This is a genomic window from Ancylobacter koreensis, assembly GCF_023016525.1.
Classification (GTDB): domain Bacteria; phylum Pseudomonadota; class Alphaproteobacteria; order Rhizobiales; family Xanthobacteraceae; genus Ancylobacter; species Ancylobacter koreensis.
In genome coordinates, this window is the sequence record NZ_JALKCG010000001.1 from 1,238,317 (window position 1) to 1,253,552 (window position 15,236).

A 15,236-nucleotide genomic window follows, 5' to 3' on the forward strand; every position below is an offset into this window, starting at 1 on the left:
GCCAAGGGCTCAACGGCGGGCGCAGCGGGAGGCTGCGTCCGCCCTCAATTCGAGGATGCATCATGCTCACGATCATCACGCCGGCGGCAAAACGCGACCTGACGACGCTCGATGCCGTGAACGCCGAGCTCGACCGGGTGACGGGGCCGGATGATATCTTCATCGGCCAGCTGATCAGCCAGGCGAGCCGGGCCGTCGAGAGCTGGTGCGGGCGCATCTTCGCCCGCGAGGACGTGCGCGAGAGCGTCCATCTCACCGAACCCGCCGGCGCGCTGCTGCTGAGCCGCTTCCCGGTCGCGGTGATCAATTCCGTCACTACCGAGGCTGGCTCGCTGCTGCCTGCGCTTTACGAGGCCGATTCCGACACTGGCATGCTCTACCGCCTCACCAGTTCCGGCGGGCGGTCCATCTGGGCACCGGGCCGGATCCTCGTCGATTACAGCGCCGGCTTTATCCTGCCAGATACCGAGGGGCGGAACCTGCCGGCCGATATCGAGCGCGCCGCCATCATCGCCGTGCGCAATGCCTATACCGGCCGGGGCCACAACCCGGCCCTGCGCAGCGAGGAGGTCGACGGTGTCGGCACCTTCTCCTACGGGCTGCCGGCCTCGCTCTCCACCGAAGTCACCGACCTCCTGGCGCCGTATCGGCTGCCGGGCTTTGCGTGAGGCCGTCATGCCGGTTCGCGCTCCTCGCATCTGCGGCTGCGGCCATCGCATCGCCTCCGGCGAGCACTGCCCTTGCGAGCGCAAGCGCAAGGCCGCCTATGAGCTGCGCCGCGTGTCATCGCGCGAGCGCGGCTATGACAGCAAATGGGACAAGGAGCGCGCGGCCTTCCTGAAGCTCAATCCGCGCTGTGCCCGGCCGGGCTGCGGCGCGCCGGCGTCCGTCGTCGACCACATCGTGCCGCACAAGGGCGATCAGCGCCTGTTCTGGTCGCGGTCGAACTGGCAACCGCTCTGCACCACGTGCCACAGCCGGTGGAAGCAGGCGCGGGAAAAGCGGGCGGCGAAACCGTCATGGGAGAGCTGATCCTCATGCGCGGTGCCAAGCCCTTCAGCATCGTTCCCGGATCCTCGCCGGTGCGCGGTCCGCTCGATCCGCCGGACTGGCTCTCGCCGGACGCCCGCGCCGAATGGGAGCAAGTGGCGCCGATCCTGATCGACGAGCGCCGCACCCTCACCATGACCGACGTCGCCACCCTGGCGAATTACTGCGTCGCGGTCGGACGCGCGGCGGAAGCCGAGCGGCTGATCTCGAAAGAGGGCATGATCTATCAGAGCAAGACCGGGCCGAAGAAGCACCCGGCGGTCGCGATCTCATCCGATGCGCAGACGCAGGCGCGCCTGCTCGCCGGCGAGCTAGGGCTGACCCCGGTCAGCCGTTCCCGGCCGGCGGCGCGCGGCGCGGCGGATGACGGCCAGGACGACTTGTTCGGCATGGGCGATTGACCATGGCCGGCTCGACCTATCCGGCGTGGATCTTCGACGGCAGCGAGATCCCCGATCCCATGGGGCGCGGCGAGCGGGCGGTGCGCTGGCTCGGCATGCTCAAGCATCCCAAGAGCACCTTGCCCGGCCGGCCGTTCCGGCTCGATCCCTGGCAGGAGCGGATCGTGCGCAGGATCTACGGCCCGCGCCATGAGGATGGCACCCGCATCGTCAAGACCGTGGTGCTGCTGCTGCCGCGCGGCAACCGCAAGACCAGCTTGGCGGCGGCTCTCGCGCTGCTGCACACGATCGGGCCGGAGCGAGTACCGGGCGGTGAGGTGATATCAGCCGCGGCCGACAGGAAGCAGGCGCGGCTCGCCTATGCCGAGGCGCTGGGGATCGTCCGCACCGTGCCGCAGGCTGCATCGAACACCCGCGTCGTCGACTACCGCAACCGCCTCACCTTTCCGCGCGATGGATCCTTCTATGAGGCGATCTCAGCGGATGCTGGCACACAGCACGGCCGCACGCCCGCCTTCGTTCTCGCCGATGAACTCCATGCCTGGCCCAAGCGCGACCTCTGGGACGTGCTGCGCTCCGGCCTGGTGAAGCAGAAGGGTTCACTGCTCATCGTCGCCACCACGGCCGGCCGGGGGCAGGAGAATGTCGCCTGGGACATCGTCGACGATGCCCGCAAGGTGGCGCGCGGCGAGGTCGACGATCCCTCCATCCTGCCGATCCTGTTCGAAGCCGAGCGCGACTGCGACTGGACGGATGAAGCGGTGTGGCACCGGGTGAACCCCGGCTTGGCCCTTGGCTATCCCGACATTGAAGGGCTGCGCCAGCTCGCCCGTGAGGGACAACGGCGCATCGGCGATCGCGAGGCCTTCCGCCAGCTCAACCTCAACATCTGGCTTGATCACTCGGCAGACCCGTTCGTCGACATGGGCGTCTATGACGAGGGCGCCGGCGCGGTCGACCTCGAGCTGCTCGCCGGCGAACCGTGCTGGCTTGGCGTCGACCTCTCCTCCAATCACGACCTCACCGCCGTGGTCGCCGCGTGGTGCGACGAGAAGGGCGGCTACATCGTCCACCCGTGGTTCTTCTGTCCGGAAGAGAACCTCCGTGTCCGTGCCGATCGCGACGGAGTGCCCTACACCACATGGGCGGAACAGGGCTTCATCATTCCCACACCCGGCAACGTGGTCGACTTTCGCGCCGTCGAAGACACGATCCGCGATCTCTGCTCGCGCTATGCCGTGCAGGAAATCGCCTTCGATCCGCACCTCGCCCGCAACATGCTCAACAACTTAGCTGAGGATGGGCTGCCGGCCGTCGAGATGCGGCAGGGCTGGGTGACCATGGCGCCGGCGGTAAAGGAGCTGGAGCGCGCCATTGTCGGGCGTCAGCTCGCCCATGGCGGGCACCCCGTCCTGCGCTGGTGCTTCGACAACATCGCCGTCCACACCGACAGCGCCGGCAACCGCATGTTCCACAAGGGCAAGAGCCGGGACCGGATCGACGGCGCCGTCGCCTGCGCCATGGCGGTTGCTCGAGCGAGCGCTGAGGGCGGGTCGAGCATATACGAGAGCGACGAGTGGTCGCCCGAGATGATGGTGCTTTAGCGCTGTTCACACGGTGGCTGCCAGGCGAAATAGAGGTTGATTGTGGAGAGAAATGAGACCACATTCCCACATAACGGGATTTGGAGTTGATTCCATGGCCGACGTGGATATGGGTGAGTTTATCGTCAGCGAGCTGACGGAAACGTTCCTTCGTGATTTTGACGAAGCTGCTCGTGCAGCGGGTCGGCTGGCGTTGGCCAAGGGGGCTGATCTCGATGTTACCGATCGCGATCGTTCCCGTGTTGTGGGCCAGATCCGCACCGCGGTGATCGAAAAAGGACTGCTCCGCGCTGCCGGTTCCGGCGGTTTTTCCGCGGCGGAGCGGGGTGCGATCGAAGGCACGGATCTTTTCGTCCATCAGGCGCACGCCAAGCTGGGGCGCGCGGTTGTCGTTCGTGCATCCATTTCAGTTCCGTCCACGCTGCCGGCGGCGAACAAGTCCCGCAAGAAGCTCGTAGAGCGCCTTAACCGCGTTGTGACCGCTACGGCCGATCTCTTCTCTCCCGCGGCGGTGCGGGAGCTCATCAACTCTGTAGCGGTCTTCCTCCTCGTCTGCCCGGATCGCCGGCAGCCCGACGGCATCGGGGAAATTGCCGTCGCTATCGTCGATCATCGGCATGACAATTTTGTATTCTATGAGTCCCTCGAAAAGGTGCTGGCCCGGTATGCCCCGGCACCGGCGCCGGTTGCAGAACCGCCCCTTGTGCGCAAGCGGGCCGGCGCCTATCAGCCTCCCGAAGAGATTTTGCCGGACGACGATAAGAAGCACGGCTGATCATTTGTATCGCGTAGCGCCCCCGATGCAGCTGCTTCGGGGGCTGGAGGGATTCTATGCGCCCCGGAACTCCTGGCTTCATCGCGCGCCGCCTCGTAGAAGCGAGGGAGGCACGTAGCCTCAATAGGCAGCTTGCCCTCGGCAATTTGATCGGCAAGCCGTCCAGCACAATCTCTCGTTGGGAAACCGGCGAAGTCACGCCCGAGCCGGAGGCCCTGGACGCGCTCGCGCGAGCGCTAAACGTCCGCAGAAGCTATTTCCTCCGCCCGATGCCGGATCATGGCGGTGGCGCATTCTTCCTTCGTGCGCGGAAATCCGTGGAGCCTGCCGTCCAAGCTCGGGAACGAGCGCGGCTGCGTTGGGCGCAGGATATCTCGCTGGTGCTTCAGCACTACTACGATTTTCCAAAGTATGACGTGCCTGATTTCCTGCACGGCCGGAGCTACGCGTCTCTGGCTGACGAAGACATCGAAGCGATCGCGGGCGACTTGCGGGCACATTGGAATCTCGGAACTGGCCCTATCGCCAGCATGATCTCCGTGCTGGAGATGCATGGGTTTGTTGTTGTCTATGATGTTGCCGATTCCGGTCGGCTCGATGGCGTCTGTAATTGGTCCCACGCAGATCAACGCCCCTATGTGCTCCTGGCGCGCGATAAGGAATCGTTTTTCAGATCCCAGATGGACGCGGCGCACGAGATGGCGCACGCGGTCCTGCACCGGCTGCTTACGCAAGAGCAGTTCGAGCAGGATTTCGACCGCATCGAGAGCCAGGCCTTTCGGCTGGCAAGTGCCTTTCTGATGCCTGCGACCAGCTTTGCAGTTGAGGTTCGGCAACTGACTTTGGCGGGTTTTTTGGCATTAAAGGAGCGGTGGCGTTGTTCAGTTAAGGCAATGATCATGCGTTGCAGTGATCTCAACCTGATCGATAAGGCGGCTGCGACACAGTTGTATAAGCATTATAGCTTCAAAGGTTGGAATCGCGGGGAGCCGCTTGATCGTGAATGGCCTCGTGACAATCCGAAGTTGATGGCACGCGCCATTCGCGATCTTGTCGAGAGCGGCGCTAGGTCAAAGCAGGACTTGCTAGAGACCGAGTTTGTTATCTCTGCTCGCGACGTTGAGGATCTTGTTTCGCTTCCTAACGGCTGGTTCGATGCGAACGGCACCGTCGTTTCGCTTCCGCTCATCCGCAAGACATCGATAGCCAGCGGTGGAGACGTGGTGAGGTTCCCGCCCCGTGACGCATCTTAAAGCACACCTCACGCCATGCCAGGACGGTGTGCGGCGCAACTGTACCGACAGCTGATTGCTGGCCGGCGGAGATCGGCGAGCCGCTGCACCGCGGCGCGTAGCCGCTCGACTTCGTCCTCCACCTCTATGAAATAGCCGAGATCATGTTACCGTTGCGGGGATCAGACTTGGGACCGGTACCAAAATATGACCGAATCTCCGAACGCTCATAACCGTCTAATAAATTTTAAAGTAATCGGACTATTTGGTGAGTTTACATATGAAATTCCTATTAATACCCAGCGGCACGTTACCGCTATTATTGCCCCGAATGGCGCAGGAAAAACTATATGCCTGCGACTTATACATGGTCTATTCGGCGCAAAATGGTCTATTTTTTCTGAAACAGATTTTTCAGAAATAAACTATGTTTTCTCCAACGGATACAAAGTTTTAATTAAAAAATCAGATTTGGGACCAAGTGAAGACGAAAATTCAGGCAGTGGTCCATTTACGATATTCGTAATATCAGCCGCCGGAACGCTAGAGGGTAAGTGGTCGCCGCGGGCGAATGACCAGCGAAGGCCGTTCCCTCTCGAAAGATATTTGCCGTTTGTTACTAGGTTGGGAGGGAATCGCTGGCGCCATGATCATTCGGGTGACGTTTTTAGCACGAATGATCTTCTTGAAATATACGGCGACGTCTTTCCAGATAATGTTAAGGATAATTTTTATGGCAAGAGAGACGAAGCGGTATCTAGAATAATCGGCAGCGTTGACTGTCGATTGATCGAGACGCAGCGCTTGCTGATATTGCGAGATCAGGTTGGAGATCGTGCATATTATGGATCTACGAAGCCCATATCAACCTTAGCTATCACGCAAAAGGCCCAGAAGCTTAAAGACATTATTGCCCAGGAAATCAGTCGTTACGCGACTCTATCTCAATTGCTAGATAGATCCTTTCCGCGGCGCGTTATCCAAAGTGGCAATTTCCTGACCCCTGAGCAGCTACAGGTCGCCCTGGAAGCTCTGGATGAAAAGAGGGCAGCCCTGACCGACGCGGGGATTCTCGACGTTGAAAGCGAAGCCACGGTTGAAATACCATCCGGCACCGTCGATAGTGCTATTGCACGCGTTTTAAGTGTTTATATAGACGACACGAGGGATAAGCTCGCATCTCTAGACGCTATTCTGGCCAAAGTGCGGCTTTTTAAATCGCTTATTGATGAGAGATTCTCGCCAAAAGAAGTGAGAATTAGCAAAAAAAGCGGCGTCGACGTTATATTTCACGGAGATATTGTTCCTCTTGGCGGTCTTTCGTCAGGAGAGCAGCATCAGTTAGTGCTATTTTTTGAGTTGCTGTTTGAGATTGGGGGGAATTCTCTTATTCTTATCGATGAGCCGGAACTTTCTCTTCATGTTTCGTGGCAAAAGAAATTTATAGCTGATTTGATGCAAATTATTAAGGTAAACAGTTTCGATGTTATTCTTGCCACTCATTCACCGCAACTCATAGGCCGTTGGAGTGATCTGGTGATCGAGCTTGGTCCTGTGGATGATGCGGAGTAGGACCTGCGAAATGCTGTCCATTGGCTCAGAATTGGATGAATACGACATTGCACAACAAGTAAGGCTCGAACGTCAAGCCCATAAGGGATCGTTTTTACTCCTAGAAGGTGCGGGAGACATCGATAAGCTCGAACCGTTTATTCAGCAGAAAAATTGTTCCATTATCAATTGCTATGGTCGAGGTAACGCGGTGGGGGCAATTGAGCTTCTGTATGATGAAGGCTTTGAAGGCGCGGTAGCCATCGTTGATGCCGATTTTGACCGCCTTGTTGGTGAGGTCGAGGTGCATGAGGGCTTAGTTTACACCGCCGGCCACGATCTAGATATGGACTTCGTGAATTCGACGGCGTTCGATATTTTTATTCTTGAACAATCTAGCGTCGAGAAACTGAATAATCTTGGAGGTGTCGGGGCCATTAGAGAAAAACTCCATCTCGCAATTAAGCCTCTTTCGGTAACAAGATACATAAATGTTGTTGGAATTATAAATTTTAAACTGTCGGATGTATTTATTGAGTGCTGTTGTATCGAAGGGCATGCGAAACCTGAGCGTATTGTTGCTGCGATATTCAACGGAAAGGCACCGGATACATCGCGTGATGAAATGCTTATAAATTTAATAGAGCGTCACTCGCGGCAATCATTCGATTATAATCAGCTCACAAACGGTCACGACTTCATAAGGTTATTGGGGATGTTTATGCAAAGCCAAATTGCAGAATGGCTTCCGTATTTTTGTACCGAGAAAAATATTATGGCTGAGATTTGTAGACGAATGTCTGACGATTATTTTTGCAAGCTTGCTATATTTCGGAATATCCGGGAGTGGGAGCTGGAATCCGGCAAATACAATATATTCCGAGCCGATCTTAACTGATCGACGTGGCGTGTCATCTGCCTCCCCTCTCTCTTGGTCTCAACCAATCAGATATCACCAATTCTAATTGCCATCGCGTCATACCCATGGCAGCACGAGTCGCTTCGAAGCCGCGCGCTAGGCTCATTGCCGTTTTCGTCGACGAAGGCCTCCTTGAGCGCGCGTTGGGTCGCCTCCACCGCGCGGGACCTCAGCTCCTCGCAAGCGCCTCTCGCGAGACAGGCGCGCCGATCACAGAAGGAGTTGTTGGCGCACTATGTTATTCGAGACGCCGTGATTCTGGACGTAGACTTCGCTGCGAGAACTTCGTGTCACATTCGTATAAATTTCGGCTCCGAGGGCATAATTATCCGACCAGAAAATGCTATCTCCAATCTCCCAGTCAGAGTCGGAGAGTAGCTCGACAATTGTGTATCCATCATCCTCGGTGAGGATGGCAACCATTCCCCGAGCCGGGTTAAACGCAGAAATGATACCTGATCTCGCCATGTTTCTTCCGATCAGCAGTCTGGCCAGCCGCGAGCTCGCCAATATCTGTTAATTTCACTTTCAAACCGGCCTTCGACAATATGGCGTGGCGCTATTTTCGAACGAAATTCAAGGTATTGGTTGTACCCTTTGTTCTCGATCCACGCGCGAAAGCTAGGAAACTAGGATAGTTTCCGACCTTCTTCACGTACCCAGTTTCGTTCATCCACTCAATGGCGAGATGCCTGATCACTCTCTCAGCTTCAGCCTTTAGCGCCATCAGGCTTTCCTTTTTTCAATCGAACGCCTGGCCCTTCGCCATTTTCATCGACGAAGAGGACGCCGGCGCTCTCTAGGGCAGCCTGGATCGCCTCGATGGTGCGGGGCAGTAGAACCTCGCCCTTCTCCAGCCGCGTGATCGTGTCGATCGAGACGCCGGCATGCTTCGCGAGGTCGCGCACACCCCAGCCGAGCGCGGCTCTGGCCATCCGGCATTGAACGGCTAACATAAGTACAGTGTCCTGATTTCCTGTTGACATACTGGCTTCTGTCCTGCTATCAGGACAATGCACTGAAATCAGTTCTATCACAGGAGCACGCACATGGGCACCCATGTCCGCGAACGGGAAAGCTATATCCCGGAATACGTGATGGTCGAGCAGTACCGGATTCGTCAGCGGGCAGAAGCTGCGATCGAGGGCCTGCTGGCCTTGCTTGATGAGCTCGAGGATCCCGACCTCGAGCCGGACAACGACGATGAGCCAACAATGGGGTGGTGCGAGGGGGCAGCTGGGTATGGTCTCTGCCCGACGTTGGCCGACGAGTGCGAGGACGGCGGCGACGCTGAGCATTCGCTCGGCTGGCGCGAGCAGATGGCCGGCCGGGGACAGTGCCACACGCACGTCGACGACGGGGAGGATGACGACCCGCGTGAATACACTGCGCTGGAAACTCGCGGGCGCGGATTTTTCCGTTCGGGCCCTGACGATGCCGAAGACGCCAACGATGCCGGGTGGGACACGGCGGACAGCGAGCCGAGCCTCGGCGCACCCGAGGCCGATTCGCTAACCCTCTCTCAGATCGGATGGGCGCGTGGTGCCGGGGACGATCTGGAAAGTGGGGTCATCTGACACGATTCTGGGTCCGATAACCTTCCTTATCGGACCCCAGGCCCAGAGGGGGAAGCGCACTGCCGATAGGGCATGGATCGTGTGCCGAGGCCGCAAAATGCACTACTGTGGGACAGAGCATCCACTTTCGTATTTTCGTATTGTATAGAGACGAAAATACGATATTGTCTCTGATGGGGAATCGGAGGCGAACATGTCCAAACCCACTTTTATTCGCTCGGCAGATCTTCAGGAAGCCACCGGTGCGTCACGCGGGGAACTCCTTGGTTGGCGCCAGTATCTCAAGTTCCCGATGGATAATGACGCGCCTGGCAAATCGGCTCGGTACTCGCTGATCAACGGAATCGAATACACACTCATGAAGGCATGCGTGATGCGCGGCATCCCGCATGACGTCGCAGCCGATTTCATTCATCGGCGTCTGACACTCGCGATCAACGGCGCCGATCACCACCGCCTGGCTATTGCGACTAGCGTCATCTCCCACCCTGCGGAATGGCTGGAAGGAACAGAGTTTGACGTGCTGGCGGAACCATGGTTTGGCGCCGAGCCGATCGATGCGGTGGCCTTCTGGTGCTTCGATCCGCAGAGAAACTTCAATGCAGAAGCGCTGCATGACTCCTACCTGCACGTCAAGGAGTGGGGTCCTCGATGGCAGGCTGAGCGTGATCGTCTCGACCTTCCGGAAGGTCATGGACCAATCTCTGATCCGCTTCAGGCGCTGAAGGAGAAGCTCTGCGCCGCCGCGGCAAACGGCGAGATCGTCGTTGAGGTCCGTGGGCCGATCCGCCGCTTCTATGCGTTCGCTTATGGAAGCATGTTCATCCCCGGTGATCGTCGGGTGGCTGGGGAGGGGCGGTAGCATGGCCTCTTCCGAAATCATTCGCGGCGCCAAGGCGATCGCTTACGAGCTGCGGGTCTCCGTGGCCACCCTCCACCGCATGAAGCCCAACCTCCCACTCCGCAAGGGCTGTGCGGGCGGCCGGACCTCGCCGCTCGAGGTGGACCGCAAAGACATCGAGGCGCTGAAGCGCGACCGAAAGGGTTGACGTATGTCCCGCACGCCTGCCCGTCATACCCAGGCCGATCTCGCGCGCGCCCTCAGGGCGGTGCGCGCGGCCGGCATGCAGGACATGGCGCAGGTCGAGATGCGGCCGGACGGGACGATCATCATCGCGCCGCTCGATGCCAAGCGCGCGGCCCCGAAGATGGAGCCGGAGCGCGACGGCAGCGAAATCCGTCTGTGAGGCACTGAATGCCGAAGAAGCGCCCGCCCTATCTCCATCACGAAAAGAACCGCCATGGTGTGTTCCGCTGGTATGTGCGCCGGCAACATGGCCCGCGCGTTCGGCTGACGGCCGAATACGATTCGCAAGAGTTCTGGGCGCAGTACCGGGCAGCGATCGAGGGTGCGGCACCGGAGAAGAAGGGGCCGAAAGCCGGCTCGCTGCGCTGGGCGATCGACCGCTACCGGGCGAGCTCGGCATGGGCGCGGCTCTCGGTGGCCACGCGCCGGCAGCGCGAGAACATCTATCGCCAGGTGCTGGAGAGCGCCGGCGACGTTGCCTTCGCCGACATCACGCAGAAGACCATCATCCTCGGGCGCGAACGCCGGCAGGACAGACCGCACGCGGCGAACAACTTCCTCAAGGCGATGCGCGGGCTGTTCGACTGGGCGGCGGGCGACGGCAAGCTGGTGAAGGTGAACCCGTGCATCGGCGTCAAGCTGCTGAAGGGCGCCAATGACGAGGTCGGCTTCCACACCTGGACCGACGAGGAGGCCGCCCGCTTCGAGGCCAAATGGCCTCTCGGTTCGCGGCAGCGTCTCGCCTTCGACCTTCTTCTTTATACGGGACTGCGCCGTGGCGACGTGGTGAAGCTCGGCCGACAGCATGTGCGCGAGGGCCTGATCACGCTCCGCACCGAGAAGACCAGCGAGGTGGTGGTGCTGCCCGTGCTGCCGCCCCTCGCCAAATCCATCGAGGCCACCAGGACGGGGGATCTGGCGTTTCTCGTTACCGAGCGCGGCCAGCCCTTCGTCAAGGAGAGCTTCGGCAACTGGTTCAAGAAGGCCTGCCGAGCGGCCGCATGCCCGGGTTCAGCTCATGGCCTGCGCAAGGCAGGTGCCACGAGGGCGGCGGAGAACGGCGCTACGGATCGTCAGCTGATGGCCTTGTTCGGGTGGACGACGGGCAAGATGGCGACCCATTACACGCGCGCCGCGGACCGGAAGCGGCTGGCCAGCGAGGCTGCGAAGCTGCTGCTGCCGAAACAACCCAAGAACAAAAACGCCCGCACCAAGCCGAAAAGTGCGGGCGGGAAACCGAAAACGTCTGCTAAAGCAGGAGATTAGAAAATGAGTGGTGCCCAGGAGAGGACTCGAACCTCCACGGTGTTACCCACTGGTACCTGAAACCAGCGCGTCTACCAATTCCGCCACCTGGGCACGTGCGCCTTGCGGGCACGGCGGCGACACATAGTCGGGCGGCCTCGCACTTGTCAACGCGCCTTTCGCTCACGAGGCCATCCGGCAGTGGAAATGTTTTGGACAGGGCCCCGGCATCGCCCTCCCGGCATCGGCCTCCCTGTCCGGGGGAGCGGCCAAAGGAGCTGCGCGCCGTGAGCCGGGGCGTAGCTTTGCCCACTATACACCCGTTAGCGCCCGGCGACGGCCCAGCCGGGCGCAGGAGCGCCTCACCTATGGACGCTGGGGCGGCGGCGCGCTAATCGTCTGGCATGCCAATCCGGGCCGGGAGAGAACCGATGGTCGACGCCGCCGAATCCAACGAGCTGCCGCTGGAGAGCGAGGGCGAACTGCTGAAGCGCGCCGCGCCGATGGAGCGGCTGGTGACGGTCTATGGCGGCTCGGGCTTCGTCGGCCGCCACGTGGTGCGCGCTCTGGCCAGGCTCGGCTGGCGCGTGCGCGTCGCGGTGCGCCGTCCCGATCTCGCCGGCCATCTCCAGCCGCTCGGCGCGGTCGGCCAGATCATGCCGGTGCAGGCCAATCTGCGCTACCCCGCCTCCGTGCTGCGCGCGGCGGAAGGCGCCGAGGTGGTGATCAACCTCGTCGGCATCCTGCATGAGAGCGGGCGTCAGAGCTTCGAGGCGGTGCAGGATTTCGGCGCGCGGCAGGTGGCACTGGCGGCGCGCGAAGTCGGCGCCCGGCTGATCCACGGCTCGGCCATCGGCGCCGATGCGCAGTCGGACGCCGTCTACGCGAAGACCAAGGCGGCGGGCGAAGCGGCCGCGCTGGCGGCGGTGCCGGAAGCTGTGATCTTCCGCCCCTCCATCGTGTTCGGGCCGGAGGACGGGTTCTTCAACCGCTTCGCCGCCCTCTCGCGCCTCTCGCCTGTGCTGCCGCTGATCGGCGGCGGCGCGACCCGCTTCCAGCCGGTCTTCGTCGGCGATGTCGCGAACGCCTTCGCCAAGGCGGTGGACGGGCTGGCGCGGCCGGGCACGGTCTATGAACTCGGCGGGCCGGAGGTGTTCACCTTCAAGCAGCTTCTGGAACTGACGCTGGCCGAGATCGGCCGCAAGCGCCTGCTGGTGCCGGTGCCGGACGCTATCGCCGCGCTGCAGGCCCGCATCCTCGAAATCCTGCCGAATCCGCTGCTGACCACCGACCAGGTGCGGCTGCTGCGCTACGACAACATCGTATCCGAGGCGGCGAAGGCGGAGGGGCGGACGCTCGAAGGGCTCGGCATCCAGCCGACGGCGCTCGGCGCCATCCTGCCCGGCTATCTCTGGCGCTACCGCAAGGCCGGCCAGTTCTCCAAGCCGGAAGCCGCCTGAGCTGGGAGCGCATACGAGATGCAAGGCCGCCGGCGCTACCGCCCCGGCGGCCTTTTTGTTGGCACGCAGTTCTTCGGCGCTCAGCCGACCAGCGCAAGCGCGACGAGGCCGACGCCGCCCACGGCGATGCGCCACCAGCCGAACGGCGTGAAGCCGTGACGGGAGACGAAGGCGATCAGCCCGCGCACCACGGTGATGGCGGCGATAAAGGCGGCGACGAAGCCGACGGCGATGAGGAGCGCGTCGTCCGAGTTCAGCGCGTCGCGGTTCTTGTAGAGGTCGTAGGCGAAGGCGCCGGTCATGGTCGGCAGGGCGAGGAAGAACGAGAATTCCGCCGCTGCCGGCTTGCTGGCGCCGAGCAGCAGCCCGCCGACGATGGTGGAACCCGAGCGCGAGACGCCGGGGATCATGGCGAGGCACTGGATGAAGCCGATCTTCAGCGCCAGCAGCGGGGGAAAAGCCATGGCGTCGTCATGCACAGGCTTGAGCTTGAGGGTATCGACCCACAACAGCACGATGCCGCCGAGGATCAGCATCACGCAGATCAGCGCCGGCGATTCGAACAGCACGCTCTTGATGAAGCCGTGCGCCAGCGCGCCGATCACCGCCGCCGGCAGGAAGGCGATGAGGATGCCGATGACGAAGTTGCGCGAGCGCGGGCTGGAGGGCAGCGTCAGCAGCACGTGCAGGAAACGGTGGAAATAGGCGACCACGATGGCGAGGATCGCGCCGAGCTGGATGACCACCTCGAACACCTTGCCCTGGCTCTCGAATCCGAGGAAATGCCCGGCAAGCAGGATGTGGCCCGTCGAGGAGACGGGCAGGAACTCGGTGAAGCCTTCCAGCAGGCCGAGAAGGAAGGCTTCGAGCAGGGTGCCGAACGACATGATGGGGGTCCGTGGGAGAGGGGCGCGCCGGGCGAAGGGGAAGAAGGGCGAGCGAGGGGAACGCGGGCGGGCGCATCCTGTCTGCTTCGCGGGCCGCGATCAACGTGACGCAATGGAAGGCGGGCCGGCACGCCTCGCCGGATGGAGGCGGACACCGAATTTCGCGGTGGGCTCCGCTGCGTCACGCCGCCAACATGAATCCGCCCAAGATGGTGGTTCCATTGGTCCCCGGTCGGCGTTGTCCGGTTACGGCAACGTTTGGGAGTCTTTCATGAGAAGTGTTTTCGCGGGCGCCCTGCTTGTGCTGGCGCTCGGCGGTTCTGCGTTCGCGCAGGATCGCGGGTTCGTCACGACGAATGTGAACCTGCGGGCGGGACCCGGCACCGAATATCCGCCGGTGGTGGTGCTCGGCGAGGGCACGCCGCTCGAGATCTTCGGCTGCCTGCAGGACTACAGCTGGTGCGACGTTGCCTGGGACGAGGTGCGCGGCTGGGTAGCCGCGCGCTATATCGAGGCGGATTACCGTGGCCGGCGGGTCGAGTTCTACGACTACGCCCCTACCATCGGCGTGCCGATCATCGCCTTCAGCTTCAACGACTACTGGGGCCGCTACTATCGCGGCCGGCCGTGGTACTCGACCTATGACCGCTGGGGCCCGCCGCCGCCGCCGCGCCGGCCGCCTCCCGGCGGTTGGGGTCCGCCGCCTCCGGGCGGGTGGGGGCCGGGCGGTCCCGGCTGGGGTGGTCCCGGCGGGCCGAAGCCGCCCCCCGGCGGTTGGGGTCCGGGTGGCCCCAAGCCTCCTCCCGGCGGCTGGGGGCCCGGCGGTCCCGGTAATCCGGGCGGTCCCGGCTGGGGCGGTCCTGGCGGGCCGAAGCCGCCTCCGGGCGGCTGGCCGGGCAACAAGCCACCGAAGATGCCGCAGGCGCCGGGCTGGCCGGACGGCCTGAAGCCGCCGCAATATGGCGGCAACAAGCCTCCGCAGGGCCAGAAGCCGCCACAGGGCGGCTGGCAGGGTGGCGGTGGTCCGGGCGGTCCCGGCTACAAGCCGCCTCAGGGTGGGCCGTCTCAGGGCGGCAGGCCGCCCCAGGGATGGCCGCAGGGCCAGAAGCCGCCGCAGGGCGGCGGCTGGCAGGGCGGTGGTGGCGGAGCCGGCGGCCAGCCGGGCATGGGGCGCCCGCCTCAGGGGCAGCCGGCGCAGGGGCAGCCCGGGCAGGGGCAGAGCCCCCCGCAGCAGGGCGGCCGTCCGCCGCAGTGCCCGCCGAACACCCCCTGTCCGCCCCCGCGGTAGGGATGCGAGACGAGCCGGCCCGGCGCCCCGCCTGTTTCGCGCGGGACGCCGGGCTGTCGCGCTCTTGAAATAATCGGCCCGCTCCTGTAGAGGGTGCGGCCTTCAAGAACCGCCCGGCTAAAAGGGCTGCCGTGGCGGTTCGAACGCTCACACTAGATTG

Annotated in this window: 17 protein-coding genes and 1 tRNA gene; 15 read left to right on the forward strand and 3 right to left on the reverse strand. The window is 62.2% G+C overall.

All coding sequences use genetic code 11. The features are described 5' to 3' along the window. The first annotated feature begins 62 nt into the window (after positions 1 to 62). The 8 genes from MWN33_RS05695 to MWN33_RS05730 all read left to right on the forward strand — a co-directional run bounded on the left by MWN33_RS05695 (position 63) and on the right by MWN33_RS05730 (position 7,511). Complete coding sequence (locus tag MWN33_RS05695) at positions 63 to 668, forward strand: head-tail connector protein (RefSeq protein WP_247199460.1); 606 nt, start codon at positions 63 to 65, stop codon at positions 666 to 668. 7 nt (positions 669 to 675) lie between these two features. After that, the gene (locus MWN33_RS05700; protein WP_247199461.1) at positions 676 to 1,032 is read left to right on the forward strand and encodes an HNH endonuclease signature motif containing protein; all 357 of its coding nucleotides are present in this window, start codon (positions 676 to 678) and stop codon (positions 1,030 to 1,032) included. Then, positions 1,020 to 1,451, forward strand: a complete 432-nt coding sequence (locus MWN33_RS05705) for a phage terminase small subunit P27 family (protein ID WP_247199462.1) — start codon at positions 1,020 to 1,022, stop codon at positions 1,449 to 1,451. Before MWN33_RS05700 ends, MWN33_RS05705 begins: the two co-directional genes overlap by 13 nt. Before the next feature lie 2 nt (positions 1,452 to 1,453). Further along, entirely contained in the window at positions 1,454 to 3,055 is a 1,602-nt protein-coding gene (locus MWN33_RS05710) for a terminase large subunit (protein ID WP_247199463.1), read from the forward strand. A gap of 94 nt (positions 3,056 to 3,149) precedes the next feature. Beyond that, on the forward strand, positions 3,150 to 3,830 hold the full coding sequence (locus MWN33_RS05715; protein WP_247199464.1) for a hypothetical protein: 681 nt from the start codon (positions 3,150 to 3,152) through the stop codon (positions 3,828 to 3,830). A gap of 56 nt (positions 3,831 to 3,886) precedes the next feature. After that, the gene (locus tag MWN33_RS05720) at positions 3,887 to 5,083 is read left to right on the forward strand and encodes a helix-turn-helix domain-containing protein (RefSeq protein ID WP_247199465.1); all 1,197 of its coding nucleotides are present in this window, start codon (positions 3,887 to 3,889) and stop codon (positions 5,081 to 5,083) included. Between the two features lie 186 nt (positions 5,084 to 5,269). Further along, on the forward strand, positions 5,270 to 6,634 hold the full coding sequence (locus MWN33_RS05725; RefSeq protein ID WP_247199466.1) for an AAA family ATPase: 1,365 nt from the start codon (positions 5,270 to 5,272) through the stop codon (positions 6,632 to 6,634). Between the two features lie 10 nt (positions 6,635 to 6,644). Beyond that, positions 6,645 to 7,511 carry a DUF4435 domain-containing protein gene (locus tag MWN33_RS05730; RefSeq protein ID WP_247199467.1) on the forward strand — a complete coding sequence of 289 codons (867 nt, stop codon included), beginning with the start codon at positions 6,645 to 6,647 and terminating at the stop codon, positions 7,509 to 7,511. Between the two features lie 731 nt (positions 7,512 to 8,242). Here MWN33_RS05730 and MWN33_RS05735 read toward each other — a convergent pair. Beyond that, on the reverse strand, positions 8,243 to 8,488 hold the full coding sequence (locus MWN33_RS05735; RefSeq protein WP_247199468.1) for a helix-turn-helix domain-containing protein: 246 nt from the start codon (positions 8,486 to 8,488) through the stop codon (positions 8,243 to 8,245). Positions 8,489 to 8,581: 93 nt separating this feature from the next. Here MWN33_RS05735 and MWN33_RS05740 point away from each other — a divergent pair, with 93 nt between their 5' ends. The 5 genes from MWN33_RS05740 (at position 8,582) to MWN33_RS05760 (ending at position 11,462) form a co-directional block, all read left to right on the forward strand. Beyond that, positions 8,582 to 9,109, forward strand: coding sequence for a hypothetical protein (locus MWN33_RS05740; protein ID WP_247199469.1), 528 nt, complete (start codon positions 8,582 to 8,584; stop codon positions 9,107 to 9,109). 193 nt (positions 9,110 to 9,302) lie between these two features. Further along, positions 9,303 to 9,971: a hypothetical protein gene (locus MWN33_RS05745; protein WP_247199470.1), complete on the forward strand. Its 669-nt coding sequence runs from the start codon at positions 9,303 to 9,305 to the stop codon at positions 9,969 to 9,971. 1 nt (position 9,972) lies between these two features. Beyond that, entirely contained in the window at positions 9,973 to 10,158 is a 186-nt protein-coding gene (locus tag MWN33_RS05750) for a hypothetical protein (RefSeq protein WP_247199471.1), read from the forward strand. Positions 10,159 to 10,161: 3 nt separating this feature from the next. Then, positions 10,162 to 10,356: a hypothetical protein gene (locus MWN33_RS05755; RefSeq protein ID WP_247199472.1), complete on the forward strand. Its 195-nt coding sequence runs from the start codon at positions 10,162 to 10,164 to the stop codon at positions 10,354 to 10,356. A gap of 8 nt (positions 10,357 to 10,364) precedes the next feature. Beyond that, the gene (locus MWN33_RS05760; RefSeq protein WP_247199473.1) at positions 10,365 to 11,462 is read left to right on the forward strand and encodes a tyrosine-type recombinase/integrase; all 1,098 of its coding nucleotides are present in this window, start codon (positions 10,365 to 10,367) and stop codon (positions 11,460 to 11,462) included. 8 nt (positions 11,463 to 11,470) lie between these two features. Here MWN33_RS05760 and MWN33_RS05765 read toward each other — a convergent pair. Continuing rightward, positions 11,471 to 11,555, reverse strand: a tRNA-Leu gene (locus MWN33_RS05765). A 389-nt stretch (positions 11,556 to 11,944) separates the two neighbouring features. Between MWN33_RS05765 and MWN33_RS05770 the strand changes: the two genes are divergently transcribed. After that, entirely contained in the window at positions 11,945 to 12,901 is a 957-nt protein-coding gene (locus tag MWN33_RS05770) for a complex I NDUFA9 subunit family protein (protein ID WP_425531970.1), read from the forward strand. An 80-nt stretch (positions 12,902 to 12,981) separates the two neighbouring features. On the opposite strand, the gene MWN33_RS05775 is transcribed toward MWN33_RS05770, so the two are convergent. Further along, positions 12,982 to 13,788: an undecaprenyl-diphosphate phosphatase gene (locus tag MWN33_RS05775; RefSeq protein ID WP_247199475.1), complete on the reverse strand. Its 807-nt coding sequence runs from the start codon at positions 13,786 to 13,788 to the stop codon at positions 12,982 to 12,984. Positions 13,789 to 14,059: 271 nt separating this feature from the next. On the opposite strand from MWN33_RS05775, the gene MWN33_RS19000 reads away from it, so the two are divergent. Further along, entirely contained in the window at positions 14,060 to 15,076 is a 1,017-nt protein-coding gene (locus MWN33_RS19000; RefSeq protein WP_281493573.1) for an SH3 domain-containing protein, read from the forward strand. Positions 15,077 to 15,236: the final 160 nt, after the last annotated feature.